Origin of the sequence: Nocardiopsis metallicus, from assembly GCF_014201115.1 — a bacterium.
GTDB lineage: Bacteria > Actinomycetota > Actinomycetes > Streptosporangiales > Streptosporangiaceae > Nocardiopsis > Nocardiopsis metallicus.
The window spans coordinates 594,471-613,950 of record NZ_JACHDO010000001.1; the positions used below are offsets into that span (position 1 = coordinate 594,471).

At 71.1% G+C, this 19,480-nt stretch carries 18 protein-coding genes and 1 tRNA gene; 12 read left to right on the forward strand and 7 right to left on the reverse strand.

The genetic code is table 11. The features are described from left to right. Window positions 1-343: 343 nt before the first annotated feature. The 9 genes from HNR07_RS02510 (at window position 344) to der (ending at window position 10,546) form a co-directional block, all read left to right on the forward strand. Complete coding sequence (locus HNR07_RS02510) at window positions 344-1,870, forward strand: anthranilate synthase component I family protein (protein WP_184361383.1); 1,527 nt, start codon at window positions 344-346, stop codon at window positions 1,868-1,870. Continuing rightward, complete coding sequence (locus HNR07_RS02515; RefSeq protein ID WP_184361386.1) at window positions 1,867-2,439, forward strand: anthranilate synthase component II; 573 nt, start codon at window positions 1,867-1,869, stop codon at window positions 2,437-2,439. The genes HNR07_RS02510 and HNR07_RS02515 overlap by 4 nt, the downstream gene beginning before the upstream one ends. After that, a complete protein-coding gene (locus HNR07_RS02520; RefSeq protein ID WP_184361389.1) occupies window positions 2,436-3,164 on the forward strand; it encodes a flavodoxin family protein in 729 nt (242 codons plus the stop codon). The genes HNR07_RS02515 and HNR07_RS02520 overlap by 4 nt, the downstream gene beginning before the upstream one ends. Then, complete coding sequence (locus tag HNR07_RS02525; RefSeq protein ID WP_184361392.1) at window positions 3,161-4,423, forward strand: MFS transporter; 1,263 nt, start codon at window positions 3,161-3,163, stop codon at window positions 4,421-4,423. Before HNR07_RS02520 ends, HNR07_RS02525 begins: the two co-directional genes overlap by 4 nt. Then, a complete protein-coding gene (locus HNR07_RS35795; RefSeq protein WP_184361395.1) occupies window positions 4,420-5,592 on the forward strand; it encodes a nucleotide disphospho-sugar-binding domain-containing protein in 1,173 nt (390 codons plus the stop codon). The genes HNR07_RS02525 and HNR07_RS35795 overlap by 4 nt, the downstream gene beginning before the upstream one ends. Then, window positions 5,589-6,707, forward strand: coding sequence for a hypothetical protein (locus tag HNR07_RS02535; protein ID WP_184361398.1), 1,119 nt, complete (start codon window positions 5,589-5,591; stop codon window positions 6,705-6,707). Before HNR07_RS35795 ends, HNR07_RS02535 begins: the two co-directional genes overlap by 4 nt. Window positions 6,708-6,806: 99 nt before the next feature. Beyond that, window positions 6,807-7,979, forward strand: a complete 1,173-nt coding sequence (locus HNR07_RS02540; RefSeq protein ID WP_184361400.1) for a prephenate dehydrogenase — start codon at window positions 6,807-6,809, stop codon at window positions 7,977-7,979. Between the two features lie 158 nt (window positions 7,980-8,137). After that, the gene (gene cmk / locus HNR07_RS02545; RefSeq protein WP_184361403.1) at window positions 8,138-8,836 is read left to right on the forward strand and encodes a (d)CMP kinase; all 699 of its coding nucleotides are present in this window, start codon (window positions 8,138-8,140) and stop codon (window positions 8,834-8,836) included. A gap of 270 nt (window positions 8,837-9,106) precedes the next feature. Further along, on the forward strand, window positions 9,107-10,546 hold the full coding sequence (gene der, locus HNR07_RS02550) for a ribosome biogenesis GTPase Der (RefSeq protein ID WP_184371319.1): 1,440 nt from the start codon (window positions 9,107-9,109) through the stop codon (window positions 10,544-10,546). A 200-nt stretch (window positions 10,547-10,746) separates the two neighbouring features. Here the strand turns inward: der and HNR07_RS02555 are convergent, their stop codons facing one another. Further along, window positions 10,747-10,956 carry a hypothetical protein gene (locus tag HNR07_RS02555; RefSeq protein ID WP_184361406.1) on the reverse strand — a complete coding sequence of 70 codons (210 nt, stop codon included), beginning with the start codon at window positions 10,954-10,956 and terminating at the stop codon, window positions 10,747-10,749. 288 nt (window positions 10,957-11,244) lie between these two features. Between HNR07_RS02555 and HNR07_RS02560 the strand changes: the two genes are divergently transcribed. Continuing rightward, window positions 11,245-11,745, forward strand: coding sequence for a MarR family winged helix-turn-helix transcriptional regulator (locus tag HNR07_RS02560; RefSeq protein ID WP_184361409.1), 501 nt, complete (start codon window positions 11,245-11,247; stop codon window positions 11,743-11,745). Window positions 11,746-11,827: 82 nt separating this feature from the next. Here the strand turns inward: HNR07_RS02560 and HNR07_RS02565 are convergent, their stop codons facing one another. Beyond that, on the reverse strand, window positions 11,828-13,282 hold the full coding sequence (locus HNR07_RS02565; RefSeq protein WP_184361412.1) for an MFS transporter: 1,455 nt from the start codon (window positions 13,280-13,282) through the stop codon (window positions 11,828-11,830). A gap of 98 nt (window positions 13,283-13,380) precedes the next feature. Here HNR07_RS02565 and HNR07_RS02570 point away from each other — a divergent pair, with 98 nt between their 5' ends. Next, on the forward strand, window positions 13,381-13,878 hold the full coding sequence (locus tag HNR07_RS02570; protein WP_184361415.1) for a DUF523 domain-containing protein: 498 nt from the start codon (window positions 13,381-13,383) through the stop codon (window positions 13,876-13,878). 65 nt (window positions 13,879-13,943) lie between these two features. On the opposite strand, the gene HNR07_RS02575 is transcribed toward HNR07_RS02570, so the two are convergent. Beyond that, the gene (locus tag HNR07_RS02575; RefSeq protein WP_184361418.1) at window positions 13,944-14,504 is read right to left on the reverse strand and encodes a dihydrofolate reductase family protein; all 561 of its coding nucleotides are present in this window, start codon (window positions 14,502-14,504) and stop codon (window positions 13,944-13,946) included. Window positions 14,505-14,536: 32 nt separating this feature from the next. Next, complete coding sequence (locus HNR07_RS02580) at window positions 14,537-15,487, reverse strand: helix-turn-helix domain-containing protein (protein WP_184361421.1); 951 nt, start codon at window positions 15,485-15,487, stop codon at window positions 14,537-14,539. 188 nt (window positions 15,488-15,675) lie between these two features. On the opposite strand from HNR07_RS02580, the gene HNR07_RS02585 reads away from it, so the two are divergent. Then, a tRNA-Pro gene (locus tag HNR07_RS02585) sits at window positions 15,676-15,749 on the forward strand. A 106-nt stretch (window positions 15,750-15,855) separates the two neighbouring features. Here HNR07_RS02585 and HNR07_RS02590 read toward each other — a convergent pair. The 3 genes from HNR07_RS02590 to HNR07_RS02600 all read right to left on the reverse strand — a co-directional run bounded on the left by HNR07_RS02590 (window position 15,856) and on the right by HNR07_RS02600 (window position 19,403). Beyond that, window positions 15,856-16,923 carry a DUF2157 domain-containing protein gene (locus HNR07_RS02590; protein ID WP_184361425.1) on the reverse strand — a complete coding sequence of 356 codons (1,068 nt, stop codon included), beginning with the start codon at window positions 16,921-16,923 and terminating at the stop codon, window positions 15,856-15,858. Window positions 16,924-17,341: 418 nt separating this feature from the next. Further along, window positions 17,342-18,541, reverse strand: coding sequence for a cation:proton antiporter (locus HNR07_RS02595; RefSeq protein WP_184361428.1), 1,200 nt, complete (start codon window positions 18,539-18,541; stop codon window positions 17,342-17,344). A 157-nt stretch (window positions 18,542-18,698) separates the two neighbouring features. Continuing rightward, window positions 18,699-19,403 carry a GntR family transcriptional regulator gene (locus HNR07_RS02600; protein ID WP_184361432.1) on the reverse strand — a complete coding sequence of 235 codons (705 nt, stop codon included), beginning with the start codon at window positions 19,401-19,403 and terminating at the stop codon, window positions 18,699-18,701. Between the last annotated feature and the right edge of the window lie 77 nt (window positions 19,404-19,480).

The window sequence follows — 19,480 nt, forward strand, 5'->3', positions numbered from 1 at the left end:
GCGGACCAGGAGAATTCGGATATCGCCTGGTCCGCAGTGGTCATCGGATCATCGGATTGAATAGACCCCGGGGTGAGTGAACAGGCCCCCGGGGTCTTGTTGTAAGGTTTCTTTACGGTTTGGGTTGCCCGCCCGGCCGTGAGCCGTGTACCGCCTCGGGAGTTCCTCGCATTCCCTGCGGCGGGGCGCTGGATCGGAACCACAAGTTCCGGACAGCACTTCTTTTACGCCAGCACAGGGCCTTTCTTTGTGTACCTCGAAGACCCTTCCGGTTTTCGTCGTGCGAAATGACCCTTTGTTTCGGGCTGTCCCAGTGGACAGTTCGGACTGGAACGGAGAAGTCGTGCGCAAGTCCATCGGTGTTCGGCTCGAACGCCGCACCATGTTCGTCGATGAGACGTTCGACGTCGCCCGGGAACTCCAAGCGGAGTTCGGGGAGCGGTCCGTCTACCTACTGGAGTCGCTGGGCGGCCCCGACCGGGACCGTGAACGGGCGATCATCGGCATCGGCCCCCTGGTCACCGCCGAGGTGCTGGATCGCCGGATCGATATCACCGGCGATACCGCGCTCCGAGAGGCGCTGTGGGGATCACTGCGGGAGGCGGTTCCGGGCCTGATCCTGCAGCAGGAGCGCGCCGGGGGCGGGGCGGTGCTGGACGAGCCCACCCGGCTCTGGGACGTTCTGCGGGAGATCACCGGCTGCTTCGACGTCCCGCAGGCCTCGGACGCACGGCCGGACTTCGGGTTCCTGACCGTCCTGTCCTACGACGCCGTCCAGTACATCGAGGCGTTGCCGCGCTCCATCCCGCGCGACCGGGCGCGGGTCCCGGACCTGGCGCTCACCCTGTACGCCTCGATCCTCGAGGTCGACCTGCGGACCGGTGCGGGAACCCTGACCACCTCGCACAGCGACCTGTGGGAGGCGGTCGAACCGGACCGGGTGGTCGCGGCAGCCGCACGCGCCACCGCCAGAGCCGCTCCCGGAGCCGCCGCAGCAGCCCCTGAAACCGAGGCCCGGCCGCACCCGTCCAGCTCGGACGCGGAGGCCTCCCCCGAAGTGCTCCGGGACGACTACCTGGGCTGGGTCGACGTCGCCCTGGAGCACATCCGGGACGGCGACGTCTACCAGGTGCAGCTCGGCTACGACGTCACGCTGGACAGCGAGCTCCAGCCGTGGGAGATCTACGCGCGCATGCGCCGCACCAACCCGTCCCCGTTCATGGGCATGCTCCCGCTGCGGGACACCACTCTGCTCAGTGCCAGTCCCGAACTGCACGTCCTGCTCCAGGGCGGCGGCGCGACCATGCGCCCCATCGCCGGGACCTCCCGCCGCACCGGTGACGAGTGCGCCGACGAGGCGGCGGTCCACTACCTGAGGACCGCCGAGAAGGAGCACGCCGAGCACATCATGCTGGTGGACCTGTGTCGCAACGACCTGGGCCGGGTCGCGGTGCCCGGGTCGGTGCGCACTCCGGTGATGATGGCGGTGGAACCCTATTCGCACGTCTTCCACCTGGTCTCGACCGTCACGGCGACGGTGGAGCCGGGGTTCGACGTCTTCGACGTCATCAGGGCCACCTTTCCGGCCGGGACCATGACCGGCGCCCCGAAGGTGCGGGCGATGGAGGTCATCGAGTCACTCGAATCCAGCCCGCGCGGTCTCTACGCGGGCGTATTCGGGGTGATCGGTATCGGCGGATACGCCAATCTCGCCCTCACCATCCGCTCCGTCTTCTGCTCCGGGAACACCGTTTCCTCCCGTGCCTCGGCGGGAATCGTGGCGGATTCTGTTCCGCAGTCGGAATGGGACGAGACGCGAGCCAAACTCAGCGCCGCGGTCGAGGCGACGACGGGCGGGATTCTGGCATGAGGGTTCTTCTGGTCGACGCGTTCGACAGCTTTTCGCACATCATCTACCAGTACCTCAGAATGGCGGGCGCCGAGACCCGGGTCGTCCGCTCCGGTGACCTGAGCCCGGCTGACGTCCTAGCCGCCCCGGAGGACGCCGTGGTGCTCGGCCCCGGGCCGGGGCACCCCGCCAAGTCGGGTCACGTGGAGATCCTTCAGGCCGTCGCGGGCGCCAAGCCCGTCCTCGGGATCTGCCTCGGGCACCAGGCCGTCGCCCTGGCCTACGAGGGCACGGTCGACCACGCGGTCCGGCCGATGCACGGCAAGAGCAGCCTGGTGCGCCACGACGGGCAGGGCCTCTTCGTGGGGCTGAGCGGGCAGGTGAGCGTGGTCCGCTACCACTCGCTGGCCGTCAACCGGGTGCCCGAACCCGGGCCTCTCACAGTCACCGCCGAGGCCGACGACGGCACGGTCATGGGCCTGCGCCACCGGACCCTGCCGGTCGAGGGAGTGCAGTTCCACCCCGAGAGCGTCTCGACCGACACCGGCTTCGAGATGATCGCCAACTTCGTCAGGGGTGGGCGCTCATGACGGCGGCGAACGCAGGATTCCCCGACCAGGAACTCCCGGACGCGGCTCTCCCGAGCACGAAACTCCCGAAGAAGGAACTCCCGGACGCAGGGATCCCGGACGCAGGGCTCTCGTTCGTGGCCGTCAACGGCTCCGCGCGGGCGAACGGGACCAGCGCCGCCGCGCTGGCCGTCGCCCGGGAGCACCTCGCCGAGAACGGCGTCCAGCTGGAGGTCGTCCACCTGGCCGAGCGCCGGATCGAGGCCTGCCGCTGCGGAGGTTGCAACTCCCGGACCACCCCCTGCCCGGTCGACGACGACGTCGCCGACATCGTCCGCGTCATGACGGGGGCGGACGGGATCGTCTACACCGTGCCCGTGTACGGCTACGGCGCCTCCTCCCTCATGCAGACCTTCATCGAGCGCGCCGGGGTCGGGCGGCTGCGGTTCGACCGGCCGCTCACCAACAAGGTCGGGGGAGTGGTGGTGGTCGGCCGCCGCTACGCACACGAGGCCGTGCACGCGCAGATGCTGCACAACCTGCTCCTGAACCGGCTCATCATCCCGGGCAGCGGGTTTCCGGCCACGGTGCGCGCGGGCGGCCCCGACACCGTGACCCGCGACACGGAGGGGATGTCGGCGATGCTGGCCATGCTCGACCGGATGCTGGCGCTGGCCGAGGCGCTGCGCGGGCGTCCGATCCCCGTGCCACGCGGTGTGGAGACCCGGCTGGGGGTGCTGTCGTGACCACCGGGGCCGCGGCGCCGTCGGTCCTGCGCTCGTCCGACTTTCGGTTCATGCTGTCCGGCCGCGCGGCCTCGACCGCGGCCACGGCCGTGACCTGGGTGCTCCTGCCGCTGCACGTGTACGACATCACCGGTTCGGCGACCGCCGCCGCCTCGATGAGCGCGATGAACGTCGTGCCGTTCCTGCTCTTCGGGCTGTTCGCCGGGGCCTACGTCGACCGGCTGCGCCCGCGCACGGTGATGGTCGTGGTCGAGGTGGTCAGCGCGTTGGTGCTGCTCCTGGTACCGGCCGTCGTCCTGCTGTCGGAACCGCCGTTCGCCGTCTTCCTGGTGATCGGGTTCCTGGCGTCGAGCGCCTTCGTCTGGTTCGACGTGGCGTCCTCGGCGCTCGTGCCCGCCGTGGCGGGCCCCGAGCGCGTCTTCCAGGCCAACGGCCACCTGTGGATGGCCGCGACGGTCGTGAACGCGGTCGCCGCGCCGGCCGGGTTCTTCCTGCTGGACCGGATCGGTCTGGCCGGGGCCTTCCTGGTGATCGCCGGGGCCTACGTGGTCTCGGCGGTCCTCACCTCCTTCCTGAGGGCCGGCCGTACCGCCGCCGACGGGGCACAGGGGAAGGAGGGGAGCCGGGTCGGCTGGTCGGAGATCCTCGAAGGTCTCCGGTTCATCCGCTCCGACCGGGTCGTGGGCGTGCTCACCCTGGCCGGGGCGGGGATCGGGATCTCCGGCGGCGCGGTCTACAGCACCATCGTGGTCTTCTCCGACCTGTCGCTGGACCTGAGCACGGACGACATCCGGGTCGGCTGGATCATCGCCGGGTGCAGCGTCGGCGCCCTGATCGCGGCCGTGCTGACGCCCCGGCTCAGGTCCCTGGACCCGGTGCTGGTGTCGGCGGTGACGCTCGCCGTCGACGTGGTCCTCCTGGTCGCCTACGCGTGGTCACCGGGCTGGGTGGTGGCGCTGTTCCTGCTCGCGGGATGGAACACGGCCCACACCATCGCGATGATCGTGAGCATCTCGGTGCGCCAGCAGCGCTGCCCCGCCCACCTCCAGGGCCGGGTCAACGCCGTCGGCCGGATGGCCGCCTGGGGCGCGGTGCCGCTGGGCGGCGGGCTGTGCGGTGTGCTGATCGACCTCACCGGTCAGGCCCCGGTCGCCCTCACGATCATGGCTCTGCCCTCGCTGGCCGCGTTCGGTTTCGTGCTTTGTGTGGTTTTCGTGCGGCGTGCTGAGTCGCCTGATGTGTCGAAGGAGAACGCGTGAAGGTCCTTTTCGTGGCGTACAGCCGCAGTAGCCTCGGCCACGTGGTCCGGTGCGTGACCGCGGCCGAACTGCTGGTCGCGGCCGGGCACGACGCCGTCGTGGCCTGTCATGAGTCCGTGCGCGGCGTCGTGGAGTCGCGGGGGGTCGGCTGGCGGCCGGTCCGCGAGATCGAACCGGCCCCGGCGTGGACCGGGATCCGCGACCGGGAGGCGCTGCGCGGGTTCGTCCGCGGCCGCCTGGCCAGTCCGGGGTACGTGTCGATGTGCCTGGAGGACGAGCTCGCGCTCATCGACGGCTACGCGCCCGACGCCGTGGTGGCGGACATGCGCAACACGGCCCCCGTGGCCGCGTCCCTGCGGGGGGTCCCCGCGTGCAGCCTGCACAACCTGCGGCTGTTCCAGAACCCCATGCACGTCATCCTGCCCGAGCTGCTGGTGACGCTGGACGGGGCCGGGGTGGGTGAGGAACACGCCCGCGCGGTGCTGGGGGAAACGATGCTCGTCCCCGACCTGCCGGTTCTCGACCCGCTGACCGAGGTGCCCGCCGAGACCATGGCGCTCGTGGCCTCCCTGGTCCCCGAGATCCGGCACGTCGGCCCGATCGTGGCCGCGGACACGCTGCGCGTGGCGGGCACCCCACGCGCGGAGCTGCCGCAGCGGAGCGGCCGGGACCGGCTCGTCTCCGTACTGCTGGGCGGTGGTGCCTGGTCGGACGCCGTGCTCGACGACCTGGTGGCCGCCCTGCCCGCGGACGTTCAGGCGGAGATCGTGCTCGCCCGCGAGCCCGAGGGCGAGGTGGCGCGCGCCTATCCCGAGCGGGTCCGGGTCACGGGGTTCCGCCGGGACGCGGTCGACCTCATGCGCGCCTCGGACGCGGCGGTGGTGCACGGCGGGCACGGCACCCTGGTGGACGGGCTGATCGCCGGGACACCCATGGTCTGCGTCCCGGAGACCGCCGAACAGGAGCGGAACGGGCGGCGGGTGGCCGAACTCGGGATGGCGGAGGTCCTGCCGGCCGACGCCCTGAGCGATCGTCTCGGTGTCGCGGTCAAGGCCGCCCTGTCCGCCGAGCGCCAGGAGGCCTCGGAGCACTTCGCCGCAAGGCTGCGCGGGACCGCCGCGGCCGGGGACCTGGTCGCGGCCGTGGAGAGGAGCGCGATCCTCGCATGAATACGGACACGTACAGGGGCATCAGCCTGACCTGGGCGATCATGACCCACGCCCGTCGTCGCGAGCACGCCGAGCGCCTGGCCGGGCTCTGCTCCGAGCCGGCCCCGACGGTCGTCGAGGACCCCGGGGCGGGTTCCACGCTCGTGACCTCCGCGGCGGCGTGGGCGACGGCCGCGGACGCGAGCCACCACATCGTGCTCCAGGACGACGCCCTGCCGGTCGAGGGCCTGGCCGCACGCGTGGTCGACCTGGTCTCCCGGGCGCCCGACGCCGCGATCAGCCTGTTCACCGAGTGGGGGTGCCGTACCGCGACCCGGGTCCGGATCGCTGCCCTGGCGGGCGAGGCCACGGCACCGGTCGTCGACCCCTACGTTCCCTCGTTGGCGCTGGTCCTGCCGACCCCGGTGGCGCTGGCGTTCGCCGAACACGCGCGCGGGCTCGACCCCGCCACCCCGGACGACGTCGCGCTGCGGGGTTTTCTCAACGACCGGGGCGTGCGCCAGCTGGTCTCGGTGCCCAACCTCGTGGAACACGACACGAACGGAACCACCCCGAGCCTGACCGGGAACGCCTTCCAGGGGGTGCGCCGATCCGTCTGCTTCGGACCACCGCCCCGGGTCAAGGGGAATGCGTCTTCGGGGAGCGCTCCCCGGTTGGCGCACATAGGCTGGATGCGCGCCACGGCCGAGGTCTTCGATGATTCTCCCCAAGCGCCGCCGGCGTTCGTCGGAACCCCGGTCGCGCAGGCGCTGCCCGAACAGGTCGAACCCGCCCGGTTGACCGAGCGCTTCGAGGAGACGATCACTCGCGTCGCGCGCGAACACGGGCCCGAGCTCACCCGGGTGCTCCACCGGACCGTGCTGTTCGAGCTCTGGACGGCCTGGTACGCCAACGGGCTGGGCTCCGGGCTGCGTGCGGAGCACCTCGAACGCGGACGCCTCGACCCCGTGGCGGAGGCGGCGCTGGGAACCGTCCTGCCCGGGGTCTTCCGCCGGTACGTGCCGGTCGAGACCCTGGAAACGGTCCGGGAGCACGCGGTGGAGTTCGTGTTGGACGCGATGCGGCACGGAGCGGCCGAACCTGCCCGGGTCCGGGAGACGTGGCTCACCGGCTGAGACCGACGGGCGGGCGGCCAGGTCACGAGGTCGTAGGCTGGGAAGGTGCCCCGACACGTGTGGGCACGAACACGAGCCGAAGCGAGTCGGGGGAGCGTTGTGGGCGAGGAGACGGCCGGTACGGGGCGCACGGTACTGCGTCGGGTCTCGGTGCTGGGCACGGGCCTGATCGGAACCTCGATCGCGCTCGCCCTGCGCGCCCGCGACGTGGACGTCACCCTCTCCGACCCCGACCCCGCCTCCCTGCGGTTGGCCTGCGACCTCGGCGCCGGCCGTCCAATGGACCGGACCCCCGGGTCCGCGCCCGCCGACATCGCGGTGATCGCGGCCCCGCCCGCCGTCGTCCCGGCGGTGCTGCGCCAGGCCCAGGACAGCGGTCTGGCCCAGGTGTACACCGACGTGGCCAGTGTGAAGTCGAGCGTGTTGGAGGGCGCCGAACGCCTCGGCTGTGACATGGCCACCTTCGTGCCCGGCCACCCCATGGGCGGTCGGGAGAAGCACGGACCCGGCGCCGCCCGCGCCGACCTGTTCCTCGGCCGCTCCTGGGCGCTGTGCCCCACCGGCAAGGCGGACCCCGGTTCGGTCGCCGCCGTCACCGAGCTGGCCCGCCTGTGCGGTGCCGACCCGCTGGTGCTGGAGGCGGGGGCGCACGACCGCGCGGTGGCGCTGGTCTCGCACGCCCCGCACGTGGCCTCCTCCGCGGTGGCAGCGAGGCTGGTCTCCGCAGGCGAGACCGCGCTGGCCCTGGCCGGTCAGGGCGTGCGCGACGTCACCCGCATCGCCGGGGGAGACCCGGCCATGTGGGAGGAGATCCTCACCCACAACGCCGGGCCGGTGGCCGACGTCCTGCGCGAGGTGGCCGCGGACCTGGCCGCCACCGCCGAGGCCCTGCACGCACAGTCCGCCACCGCTGCCACCTTCGCCTCCGAGGCCGACCCCGCGAGTGAATCCGGGTCCGAGGACGGCATGCAGCCGGTCCGCGACCTGCTGGCCCGGGGCCGCTCGGGCCACGGCCGGATCCCCGGCAAGCACGGCGCGGTCCGCCGCCCCGTCTACACGGTCATCCCCGTGGTCATCCCGGACGAGCCCGGCGCGCTGGGCCGCCTGTTCGCGGCGGCCGCCACCGCCGGTGTCAACATCGAGGACGTGCGGATCGAGCACACCCCCGGCCTGCCGCTGGGTGTGGCCGAGCTCTACCTGCTCCCCGAGGCCGTGGACACCCTCGCCGAGGCGCTCTCCGCCGAGGGCTGGTCGGTGCACCCGGGGGTGTGACCCGCTCGCGAGCGCGCGTGGTGCCGTGCGTCCCGGCGCGCAGCTCCGCAAGTAGACTCACGGAGCTCCGTGAGCGCCTTGCGGAGCAGGTAGGCTGAGGCGTCGGCGGGGTAGTCCACGCCGCCACCCAGGCACAGTGATTTCGGGAGTCAGAAGCAGTGAGCGCGCAGGGCAAGGGCATCGTCATCGCCATCGACGGTCCCTCCGGGTCGGGCAAGTCGAGCACGGCCAGGGGTGTCGCCAAGGCGCGGGACCTGCGCTACCTCGACACCGGGGCCATGTACCGGGCCCTGACCTGGTGGATGCTGGACAACAAGATCGACGTCAACGACGCCGCCGCGGTGGCAGCCAACGTCGGCCGTCCCGTCATCGTGATGGGCAGTGACCCGTCCGCGCCCTCCGTGACGGTGGACGGGCGTGACGTGGCCGCCGAGATCCGCGGCAGGGAGGTCACCACCAACGTCAGCGCCGTCTCGGCCGTGCCAGAGGCGCGTGAGCTGTTGGTGCGGACCCAGCGCGAGGTCATCGAGGCCGCCCGTGACGAGAGCGCGGGTATCGTGGTCGAGGGCCGTGACATCACGACCGTCGTCGCCCCCGAGGCCCCCGTCAAGCTGTTCCTGACCGCCAGCGCCGAGGCGCGGGCGCAGCGGCGCAGCAAGGAGGTCCGTACCGTTGACGTCGCGGCGACCCAGGCCGACCTGGCCCGCCGTGACAAGCTGGACTCCAGCCGCGAGCACTCTCCGCTGACGCAGACCGCCGACGCCACCGAACTCGACACCACCGGCCTGACCCTCGACGAGGTCATCGCGCTGGTCGTCAAACTGGCCGACGAGGTCCGCGAGGCTCAGGCCTCGTAGCGGCGCGCGAGCGTCGCACCCGGTGCGGACGCCGGAGACAGCGCGGGCAGCGGACCCGCCCCACCGGGCGGGAGGCCGGGGAGAGACCGGCCACACCACCCCCGTCAGGGGAACACAAGATCATCCGCGGGGGTTGCCCCCCGTGGCAGGACACGGGCGCCCGCAGCGGCGCCCGTGAGTGATTCACGTGGCGATCGCGTCGAATCCTTGACACATCCTCACGGCACGCATCCTGGGCGCGTGAGGACCTGGAACCGGGAGTACGAGTACATGAGTGAGTTCGACGTGTCCGACGTGGGCGTGGCGCCCGAGGGCGAGGAGGCGGCACTGCCCGTCGTCGCCGTCGTCGGCCGCCCCAACGTCGGTAAGTCCAGTCTGGTCAATCGCATCATCGGCCGCCGTGAGGCAGTGGTCGAGGACGTCCCGGGCGTGACCCGTGACCGGGTGGCCTACGACGCCGAGTGGCAGAACCACCGCTTCACGCTGGTGGACACCGGCGGTTGGGAGACCAGCGTCAGCGGTCTGGCCGCGATGGTCGCCCGCCAGGCCGAGTACGCCGCGCAGACCGCCGACGTGATCCTCTTCGTGGTCGACGCGACCGTGGGCATCACCGACGCCGACGCCGCGGTCACCCGCGTCCTGCGCGCCACCAAGAAGCCCGTGGTGCTGGCCGCGAACAAGGTCGACGGCGGACAGCAGGAGGCCGACGCGCTCGGCCTGTGGAACCTGGGCGTGGGTCAGCCCTTCGCGATCAGCGCCCTGCACGGCCGCGGTACCGGCGACATGCTGGACGCCGTGGTGGAGGCCTTCCCCGAGACCCCCGAGGGCCAGGGGGAGGGCGACGACGAGGACGGTCCGTCCCGGATCGCTCTGCTGGGCCGCCCCAACGTGGGCAAGTCCAGCCTGCTGAACCGGCTCGCCGGTGAGGACCGCGTGGTCGTGGACTCCGTGGCGGGTACCACCCGTGACGCGGTCGACGAGCTGATCGAGCTGGGCGGCAAGACCTGGAAGTTCATCGACACCGCCGGTATCCGCCGCCGGTTCCGCGCACTCCAGGGCGCCGACTACTACGCGACCATGCGCACCGGCACCGCCCTGGAGCGGGCCGAGGTGGCCGTGGTGCTGATGGACGTCAGCGAGCCGCTGGCCGAGCAGGACATCCGGGTCGTGGAGCAGGTCGTGGAGGCCGGTCGCGGTCTGGTCCTGGCCTTCAACAAGTGGGACATCCTCGACGAGGAGCGCCGCGTCTACCTGGAGAAGGAGATCGACCGCCAGTTGGCGCGCGTCTCCTGGGCGCCCCGGGTGAACATCTCCGCGGCCACCGGCCGCCACATGGAGCGGCTCGTTCCGGCGATCGAGACCAGCCTGGCCGGTTTCAACCAGCGCATCTCCACGGGTCAGCTCAACAACTGGCTCAAGGAGCTGGTGGCGGCCACCCCGCCGCCGGTGCGTGGCGGCAAGCAGCCCAAGATCCTGTTCGCGACCCAGGCCGGTGCGCGCCCGCCGCACTTCATCCTGTTCACGACCGGTTTCCTCGAGGACAACTACCGTCGCTTCATCGAGCGTCGGCTGCGCGAGGACTTCGGCTTCGAGGGGACCCCGGTGCACATCAGCATGCGGATCCGCGAGAAGAAGGGCGCGACCCCGGGCCGCGCCTCCAAGGGCAGTGTGCGTCCGGACCGCAAGCCGCGCGGCGGCGGCCGACGCTAGCTCGGCGTTCAGCCCTCGGCCCGTGACCGGACACCGTCCCGGTCACGGGCTTCGTCGTTTTCCGGACAGCACGTGGGCCACCGCGTCGAGGGGCTGCGGGTCGTCCGTCAGCCGGCCCCGAGCCCTGAGGCCGGAAGCGGTGCTGGAACCGGGAGGCCGGACCCACCAGCCAGGCGGGCGCCTCCCGCAAGCACATGGCTTCAGTCATGGGTGCTCGCCTGGGATCGCTGGTGCGCCTTCCAAGCCCGGTGGAGTTCGCGGCGGCGTTCGTACTCCCTCTTGGCCCGCAGGCGTGGGTCGGTCTCGGGGCTCAGGGCGGCTGGGCCCATGACCTGCAGGAGCGCGTGGTTGATACGGAACCCCATCCTGTACAGCAAGGAGAACGAGTCTGTCCCGTGCGGTTTGTCCATGGCCGTTTCCCTCGCGGTTCGGTGGAGTCGCTGGCGCTCATCCGGGTCTCGTGGAGGAGCCCCTCCCCCCGAGCCGTATTGTTAGTGCACTAAATGATAGCCCACGAACATACGAGTCGGGTTTCGGGGAAGCCGCCTGCGCGGCCACGGGCTCTCCTTCCGTGCGATCGGGGGCGCACCGACGATCCAGCTGCGGGGACTCAATCCGAACCCGTGTTCGTGGGCTAAGTATTAGTGGGCTAATCCTGAGTATGATCGTCTTACGCGTGCTGGAGCAGACACATCGAGGTGGGTTATTTGGCCGAGGAGCAGCAGCTGGACGATCCGTTGGCCCTGGAACACCAGGTCTGCTTCTCCCTGGCGGTGGCCTCGCGCATGGTGATCGGCCTGTACCGGCCGGTGCTGGCGCCCCTCGGGCTCACTCATCCCCAGTACCTGGTCATGCTGGCGTTGTGGCAGTTCGAGCCGCTGTCCGTCGGTGAGATCGCGCAGATGTTGGAGTTGGAGTCGGCGACCGTCTCGCCGCTGCTCAAGCGACTCGAGGCCTCAGGACTGGTAGTGCGGGAGAGAACGGCCGACAACGAGCGCCGGCTGACCGTCAGGCTCACCCCACAAGGCCGTGACCTGCGCAGCCAGGCCGAGTCCATCCCCGCCCAGATGATGGAACGCCTGGGTCTTGACGTGAGCCAACTTCAGGACCTGAACAGCGCGCTCCAACAGGTGATCACCAAAGCGGCCCGCGCCGAGGCGGGGGAGTCCGGCTCCAGGAGCGGGGGCGGCTCCGGCTGAGGGTGCGGTCCACAGGCCATCGGTAAGGGGCGCTCCGCCGTCGTGTGCACTGGTCCCCCTTCCCGCGTGGTCCTGGGGCCGGTCAGGAGTCCGAGGGCAGACGGCGGACGTTGCCGCCGCGGATACCGAAGCCGGGCTCACCGCCCTCCCTCGGGTAGGGCAGCCTCCCGGACGCACCCGGGCCGCGCCCTGGCATCGGGATGGCTGGGGCGCCGGGCAGCGGCTGTCCGGCGCTCTCCCTCATCCGCCAGACCACCAGCACACCGACGGCACCGGCGGCCATCACCAGCCAGGCGGGCGAGTACAGGTTGCCGGTGGACTGCACCAGCGACTCGGCGATCAGCGGGGTGGTGCCGCCGAACAGCGCCACCGAGACGTTGAAGCTGATCGCCAGCGCGCCGTAGCGGACCTTGGTCGGAAAGAAGGCCGGAAGCGCGGCGGGCGCCGCCCCGGAGAAGTGCACCAGGGTGATCGCCAGGACCACTACGCCCAGGGCCGCCGTCCACACGCTGCCCTGTTGCAGCATCCAGAAGGCGGGCAGGGACAGCACGATCGCGCAGACGCTGCCCGAGAGCAGGATCGGTCTGCGGCCCACGCGATCGCTCATGAACCCGAACAGGGTCACCGTGGCCAGCAGGAACACCATCGCGCCCAGGGTGACGACCAGGGCCAGGGTCGTGCCGTACCCCAGCTCCGCCTCCAGGTAGGTGGGCAGGTAGGCGGTCACCATGTAGTTGTTGACGTTGAAGACCATGACCAGCCCGACGCACAGCACCATGGCGCGCCACTGGCCCACGACGGTCTCGCGCAGCTGGCCCTTGCGCCGCTCGCCCCGGGAGTCCTTGGCGAAACCGTCGGTGTTCTGGTTGAAGACCGGGGTGTCGTCCAGCTTGAGCCTCAGGTAGAGGCCGACCGCGCCGAGCGGCAGGGCGAACAGGAACGGGATGCGCCAACCCCAGTCCTGCATGGTGTCGGAGCCCAGAACCAGGGTCATCACGGTGACGATGGCGGCGCCGCCGACGTAACCGCTGACCGTGCCGAACTCCAGCCAGGAGGCGAGGAAGCCGCGTCGCTTGTCCGGTGCGTACTCGGCGATGAACGTGGTGGCCCCGCCGTACTCGCCACCGGTGGAGAAGCCCTGCAGCATACGGGCCACCAGCAGCAGGATCGGCGCGGCGATACCGATGGTGGCGGCCGAGGGGATGAGGCCGATGGAGAACGTGCTGACCGCCATGAGCAGCATGGTGAACGCCAGCACGTGCTTGCGGCCGACCCGGTCGCCGAGCGGACCGAAGAACATGCCGCCGAGCGGGCGCACGAGGAAGGCCGCGGCGAACGTGGTGAAGGTGGCGATGAGCTGCACGCCGGACGACTGCGCCGGGTAGAAGACCAGACCGATCGTCACGGCCAGGTAGCTGTAGACACCGAAGTCGTACCACTCGGTCGCGTTGCCGATCGCCGCGGCGGTGACAGCCTTGCGGGTGGTCTTGTGGTCGGTCTTCAGGGTCTGCTGGCCCTGACGTGGTTCTTCGCTCACGTCTCTCCCTCGGAGGAATCACCTGAAGTACATAGATAAGCACTTTCGGCTACGAAAACGTGGGAGGCCTACGTGTCGCCCGCGGGTAGCGTTGCCGTATGCGCAAAGTGCTGGTCAGTGCCTGCCTGATGGGCCGCCGGGTCCGTTACGACGGACGGGCCAAACCGGTGGGGGACGACACGGTCACCCGCTGGCGGGAGGAGGGGCGCCTGGTCGTGCACTGCCCCGAGATCGCCGGCGGGCTGCCGGTGCCCCGACCGCCCGCCGAGATCGAACCGGGCGCGGACGCCGCCGACGTGCTCGCGGGCCGGGCCCGCGTCCTCACCCCCGAGGGCGCGGACGTGACCGACCACTTCGTGTCCGGGGCGCACTCGGCGCTGGCCACCGCGCAGACCCATGGGGTGGTGCTGGCGCTGCTCAAGGAGTCCAGCCCCTCCTGCGGACTGCACGTGGTCTACGACGGAACCTTCGAGGGGCGCAAGGTGCCGGGGGAGGGCGTGACCGCGCACCTGCTCCGCGAGCACGGGGTGGCGGTGTTCAACGAGAACGAGGTCGCGCGGGCGGCGGAACGGCTCAGGACTCTGGAACGGGGCTGAGCGTTCTGGAGACGAGTGCCGGGGCGCCGCCGTGGGCGAGGCCCCGGCACGGACCGGGGTTCGGATCAGTCCTTGACGACCTCGTATCGCAGGCAGGCGAAGGGCCCCGCGAGCCCGGCCTCCAGCGGGCGCAGCTGGACCCGCCCGTCCAGCAGGGGCGCACCGCCACCCAGGCTGACCGGGGCGACGGACACCCGGACCTCGTCCAGCAGGCCCAGCCGGGCCAGGTCCGCGGCGATCCGTCCGCCGCCGACCACCCAGATGTCGCGGCCGTCGGCGGCCCTGGTCATCTCCGCGTGCAGGTCCCGCAGTTCCCGGTCGCTGTCGGCGCTGGTGAACCTGAGGTCGCCACCGAGCCGGGGGAGCTCCCGGTGGGTGAGCACCCAGGTGGGCGCCGTGTACGGCCAGGGCTTGTCGCCCTCGTGCTCGTGGATCCACTCGTAGGTGGTCGCGCCCATCACGATCGCCCCGGCGCCCTTGATGAACTCCTCGGTCGAGTCGAGCGCCTCGGTGTTCTCGTCGTCCGGGCTTCCTCCCTCGACGGCGAACAGCCAGTCCAGTGAGTTGTCCTGGTCGGCGATGAACCCGTCCAGGCTGGTGGCGGTCTCGTAGACGGTCCTGCTCATGTGCTTTCTCCCCGTTTCCTCGGTGCCTCGTGTCAGCTGTGCTCGTACCGGTCCCGCTCGTACCGCCCCTGCAACCATTCCAGCGGGTCGCCGTGGTCCACCTCGACCCCGGCCGCTCGCAGCATGTGCCGAACGCTCTGCCTGCGGTGCGCCGAGTAGGTGAGTACGTGCGCGACCACGCCGCCGAGCAGGAAGCTCTCCGGCGGGTCGCACAGGGCGTCGATGAGCCGGTCGCCCCAGGCGTCCCGCCGCCCGATGTCGGTGACGGTGGCGATCCAGCGCGCCCCGGCCTCCTCGTGCCGGAGCCGCAGTGACTCCGGGCCGTCGCCCCCGTGTTCGGGGGTGTCCGCGCCCTCGATGGAGGCCAGCCACATCTCCTTGGCCCGCACCAGGCGGTCCAGGGTGGCGGCGATGGACTCCTCCGGGCCGTCCCAGGTCAGCGTGGTCCGGCCCGGTTCGCGGACCCTGCGGTACTCCGCCTCGGGCAGGTCCGCGGCGAGCCGGATCAGCAGCGCTGTGTCGTCGACGTCGTGGTGGACCTGTAGTCCGGTGACGTCCAAGCTGGGGCGGCCTTTCGGGTGCTCCTCCACCCACAGGTGGATCGGCGGGTGGAAGTGGACGCCGTTGGGCGCGGGCAGCCAGCGGCCGCTGCCCGCCGTGGTGGCGCTGGGGGGATGACCGAAGGCGCGCGCGAACGCCCGAGTGAACCCCTCCACGGATTCGTATCCGGCCGCGAACGCCGCGTCGGTGACGCTGGTGCCCTGCCCGATCTGCCAGGCGGCCCGCTCCAGCAGGACCCGGCGGCGCAGCGCCACCGGGGACTCGCCGGTGTCCCGGGACAGCACCCGGCTGAAGTGGAAGGGTGAGGCGTGCGCCTGCCCGGCCATCTCGCTGAGCCGGTTGTTCTCCTCGGACAGGACCGCGTCGAGCAGCTCACGCAGACGGTCCCGCCCGGAAGGGGGTTCGGTGGTGGGTTCGGTCATGTGAACAGTATGTTCGCGGGGCCCTCGCCGCCGCTTGACCGTTCTTGCGCAGTGTCGGCGGTCGGAGCGGCCGCCGGACCATGTCGTCAGCCGGTCCCGGGAGAGCCGAAACCATGGTGCGAACGCCCCAGAAGATGCGATAGAGTCGTCCCCGTTGGCGGCGCCGGACACGGCGTTCGCCCAGCGGCCGGGACGTAGCGCAGTTTGGCAGCGCACTTGACTGGGGGTCAAGGGGTCGTGGGTTCAAATCCCGCCGTCCCGACAGAGCGGCAACAGTTCAGGGCTCACCGCGAGGTGAGCCCTTTTCTGTGTCTCCGGCAGGGCGGGGTTGAACCGGGGTCCGGACAAAGCCGGGAGCGTGGCCCAGGCTACGGGGCGTCCGGTGCCGCGCGGGGGCTGGCCGGTTCCGCGGCGGCCCGCTGGCGCAGACGGATGCCGACCGCGCTGGTGACGAGTAGTACGGCGCCCGCGACGAGCAGGACCCCGGCTGCCGACACCTCACCGCCGGTGAGCTCCCAGACGAGCCGTGGAACCGCGACCGTGGCGGCGAGCACGCCGAACACGAGCGCCGAGGCGGGGCCGCGCGCCGTCGAGCGCCAGAGCGCGAAGAGCGTGAACAGGCCCGCCGTGACGGCGAGTTCGGCGACGTGGTTCACCGGCGTTTCCAGCATCAGCGCACCCGTGTAGGAGGTCACCGCGCCGAGCCCGACCGCGGTTCCCGGTTCGCGCAGCACGCCGACCACCGCGAGGGCGATCCCCACCACGCCGAGGAGGAGCAGGCCCGCGCCGGCTGCCGAGGACGCGGTCTGCCACCCGCTGGAGGAGAACCCGCTCCCGCTGTCCGAGCCGACGAGCTCGTAGACCACCTCCTGCACTCCGAAACCGACCAGGAACGCGCTCATGCCCCAAACGGCCACCAGCCCGGGCGCGGAGCGCAGCAGCGCGTAGGCGGTCACGGCGACTGCCAGCCCGGCAGCGGATGCCCAGGTGGAAGCGCTCGGTACGAACTCGGCAGGCAGCGCTTCCTCCATGGCTTCGGCGACGGCGAAGGCCGCGGAGAGCGACGCCAACGCGAACAGGGCACCACCGATCCGGCGGCGAACCGGGGCCGTGTCCGCCGACCGGAGCAGCAGGGACCGGCCTCCGGCCATGGCGACCCCCGCGCCGACGAGCACGGCGGCGACCACCGCGAGCAGTGTGATCCGCACGCCTGCGTCCAAGACGTCCCACGCGGTGGCCATGAACGTGGCCACGGCCGCCAGCACCAGCCCGCCGCCGACATAGCCCAGTACCTCCGCCCAGCGGCTCTTCGTCTCGGAGCCTCCCTCGGCCGCCTCCAGAGCGGCGGCGACCGCGTCGGCCTGCCCGCGGTCGATCACCCCCTGCTCGACCAGCCCGCGCAACGCCTCAGCGCGGGCCCCGTCGCGTGCCTCCATCAGGTGCCGCCTTCCCCTCGTCTGCGAACCGCCCTCTGCCGTCCGCCCCGGCCCCGCGGTGCGGATGCCGTCGAGACCGGGGCCAGCATCACCCATTCCAACGTAGGAGAGCCACGCTGTCATGAGCACGGATACTCAGAGCGCCGCCTGGTCGGGCACAGGGAAGGTAGGGGCGGTCGACCAAGGAATGGTGTAGGTGTACCCGGTACGCGTGCCGTGCCCGGGACACCGGACACGCGGGCGTCGACCCTCCTCACCTTGATCGCGCACCCGGTTAGCCCGTGGCGGGTTCGTGCGGGTCGCCCCGATCACCTCGTTTTCCCGGGCCGTGGCGTCGGTGGTGGCCACGCGGGTGATCAGGTGTACCCGGTCGGGTTCGCACACCTGGCTGAGACGGATCTCGTAGCCGCTCCAGCGCTCACCCCGGGGAGGACGTCAAGCGTGCCGCCGCGAAGGGAAAGAGCAGGACCGTGATGGCTCCGGCAGTGACCATGACGGAGGCGACGGTGCCGTCGATGACCCCCGAGGACACCGCGACCTGGGTCACGGCCACGATGATGGGCAGACCCGTCGCCGCGTAAAGACCGAGTGCGGCCTGGTCGCCCCGGGCCGTCAACCCGGAGTGCGTCGTGCTCCACCGCTCTCGGAGGAAGACCGGCAGCCCGCGCACCATCAGGATCACGGCGACGAAGCCGAGCAGCAGGGGCCAGTGGGCCGCGACTGCGGAGAGGTCGATGCTCATGCCGCTGGTCACGAAGAACACCGGGATCAGCAGACTGAATCCGACGATCTCGACCTTGTGCATGATCTCGGCGGCGTGTTCGGGGGCCGTGGCGTTGAGTGCGGCGTTCAGCAGCAGACCCGCCGCGAAGGCGCCCAGGGCGACGTCGAGTTCGAGCACGGCGGTCAGCAGCATGAGCGTCACCAGGACCAGCACGGTGACGCGCACAGTGGTCTGCATGGTCGTGTTGGAGGCGTCCGCGAAGGCCTTCCTCAGCAGGGGGAGACGGCTGAAGAAACGTCCGGGGACCACCACGACCGCCACCGCGGCCGCTGAGAACAGGACCAGGACCGCCGCGGCCTGCCAGGTGCCCCGGGTGGACAGCAGCAGTGACATCGCCACGATCGGCAGGAGCTCACCGTAGGCGCCGTGCACCATGGCGGCCCGCCCCAACGGCGTTCCCATCGCGCCGGAGTCCTTGAGGATGGGCAGCAGGGTTCCCAGGGCCGTCGAGGTCGAGGCGATCGCCAGCACGATCGCGACGTGCACGTCCCCCTCCAGCAGGAGCATCCCCGCTCCGAAGCCCAGCAGGGCGCACAGACCCCACGTCAGGGCGGCGTGCCTGCCCTGCCTGCCGCGCATGTCGGTGGTGTTGACCTCGAAGCCCGCCAACAGGAACAGGAAGCCCAGGCCGAGCTCCCGCAGGAAGTGGACCGCTTCGGTCTCGGCTGCCAGCCCCAGGGCGTGCGGACCGATGATCGTGCCGAACACCAGCAGCCAGACCACGTCCGGCACCTTGCGCCGGGTGGCCAACGCCAGGACCGGACCGAGCACCGCCGCCAGCGCGATCCACCACATCGACGCCAGATTGTCCACGAGCATGTGTGTCTCGGCCATGCCCGAAGGCTAACGAAGAGGGCGTTGACCTGCGCGGAAGCGGAATCGTCCTTGACCGATTACCTGCCTGGAAAGCTGCTTTCCTTTTCCGTGCCCGGCGCGTCGGACGGGTCGTCGCAGCGGCCGCTGGAACCCGGGGAGCTGCCGGGCCCTCGGCTCAGCAGCCGGGGCGGCCCGGGGCGGGACCTCCTCCCGCCACCGGGTCCTGGTCCCTGGTGAGCACGTCCAGGGCATGGCGCCGGTGGGCGGCGAACAGGGCCAGCGCGGCGGAGGTGTCGCGGGAGCGCAGCACCTCGGCGAGTTCACGGTGCTCTCCCGGCACCCGCTCCAGGTAGTCCAGGGAACTGGCGCGCACCCGGTTGACCAGGAACAGCCGGACCTGCTGGCGGATCGCGTCCCAAGCCTGCCGGAGCCTGCGGTGGCGGGCGGCGGCGTAGACCGCGTCATGGAAGGCGAGGTCGAGGACGACCAGGTCGTAGGCGTCCTCGGCGCGTTCCATGCGTTCAGCCGCGCGTTCGATCGCCGCCATGTCCCTCTCGTCGGCGTGCCGGGTGACCCGCTGGACGGCCAGGTGCTCCAGAGCGTCGCGCAGACTGTCGAGTTCGGCGATGTCGTCGTCGGTGAGTTCGGTGACGGTGGCGCCCCGGTGCCAGGCGCTGCGGACCAGGCCCTCACCCTCCAGCCGGGTGAGTGCTTCGCGTACCGGCCCCCGGCTCACCTCCAGGGCGCCGGACAGCTCCGATTCGCGCAGCTGGGTTCCGGACGGGTAGGTGCCGTCGAAGATCGCTTCGCGAACCCGGTCGGCCACCTCGTCGGCCAGCCCGCGCCTGCGGGCCGGGGCGACCCCTCCGTGCGTTCCCATGCTCTGGACCCCTTCCCTTCGCTCGACCCGAAGTCCTAATGTTAACAATGCGACAAGCCGCATCGAGGAAGGATGTT

Bases quoted from the DNA above. Each gene is read 5' to 3' on its own strand.
- HNR07_RS02515 (WP_184361386.1), top strand. From the start codon at position 1,867: ATGAGGGTTCTTCTGGTCGACGCGTTCGACAGCTTTTCGCACATCATC.
- HNR07_RS02520 (WP_184361389.1), top strand. From the start codon at position 2,436: ATGACGGCGGCGAACGCAGGATTCCCCGACCAGGAACTCCCGGACGCG.
- HNR07_RS02535 (WP_184361398.1), top strand. From the start codon at position 5,589: ATGAATACGGACACGTACAGGGGCATCAGCCTGACCTGGGCGATCATG.
- der (WP_184371319.1), top strand. From the start codon at position 9,107: ATGAGTGAGTTCGACGTGTCCGACGTGGGCGTGGCGCCCGAGGGCGAG.
- HNR07_RS02555 (WP_184361406.1), bottom strand. From the start codon at position 10,956: ATGGACAAACCGCACGGGACAGACTCGTTCTCCTTGCTGTACAGGATG.
- HNR07_RS02570 (WP_184361415.1), top strand. From the start codon at position 13,381: ATGCGCAAAGTGCTGGTCAGTGCCTGCCTGATGGGCCGCCGGGTCCGT.
- HNR07_RS02575 (WP_184361418.1), bottom strand. From the start codon at position 14,504: ATGAGCAGGACCGTCTACGAGACCGCCACCAGCCTGGACGGGTTCATC.
- HNR07_RS02580 (WP_184361421.1), bottom strand. From the start codon at position 15,487: ATGACCGAACCCACCACCGAACCCCCTTCCGGGCGGGACCGTCTGCGT.
- HNR07_RS02590 (WP_184361425.1), bottom strand. From the start codon at position 16,923: ATGGAGGCACGCGACGGGGCCCGCGCTGAGGCGTTGCGCGGGCTGGTC.
- HNR07_RS02595 (WP_184361428.1), bottom strand. From the start codon at position 18,541: ATGGCCGAGACACACATGCTCGTGGACAATCTGGCGTCGATGTGGTGG.
- HNR07_RS02600 (WP_184361432.1), bottom strand. From the start codon at position 19,403: ATGGGAACGCACGGAGGGGTCGCCCCGGCCCGCAGGCGCGGGCTGGCC.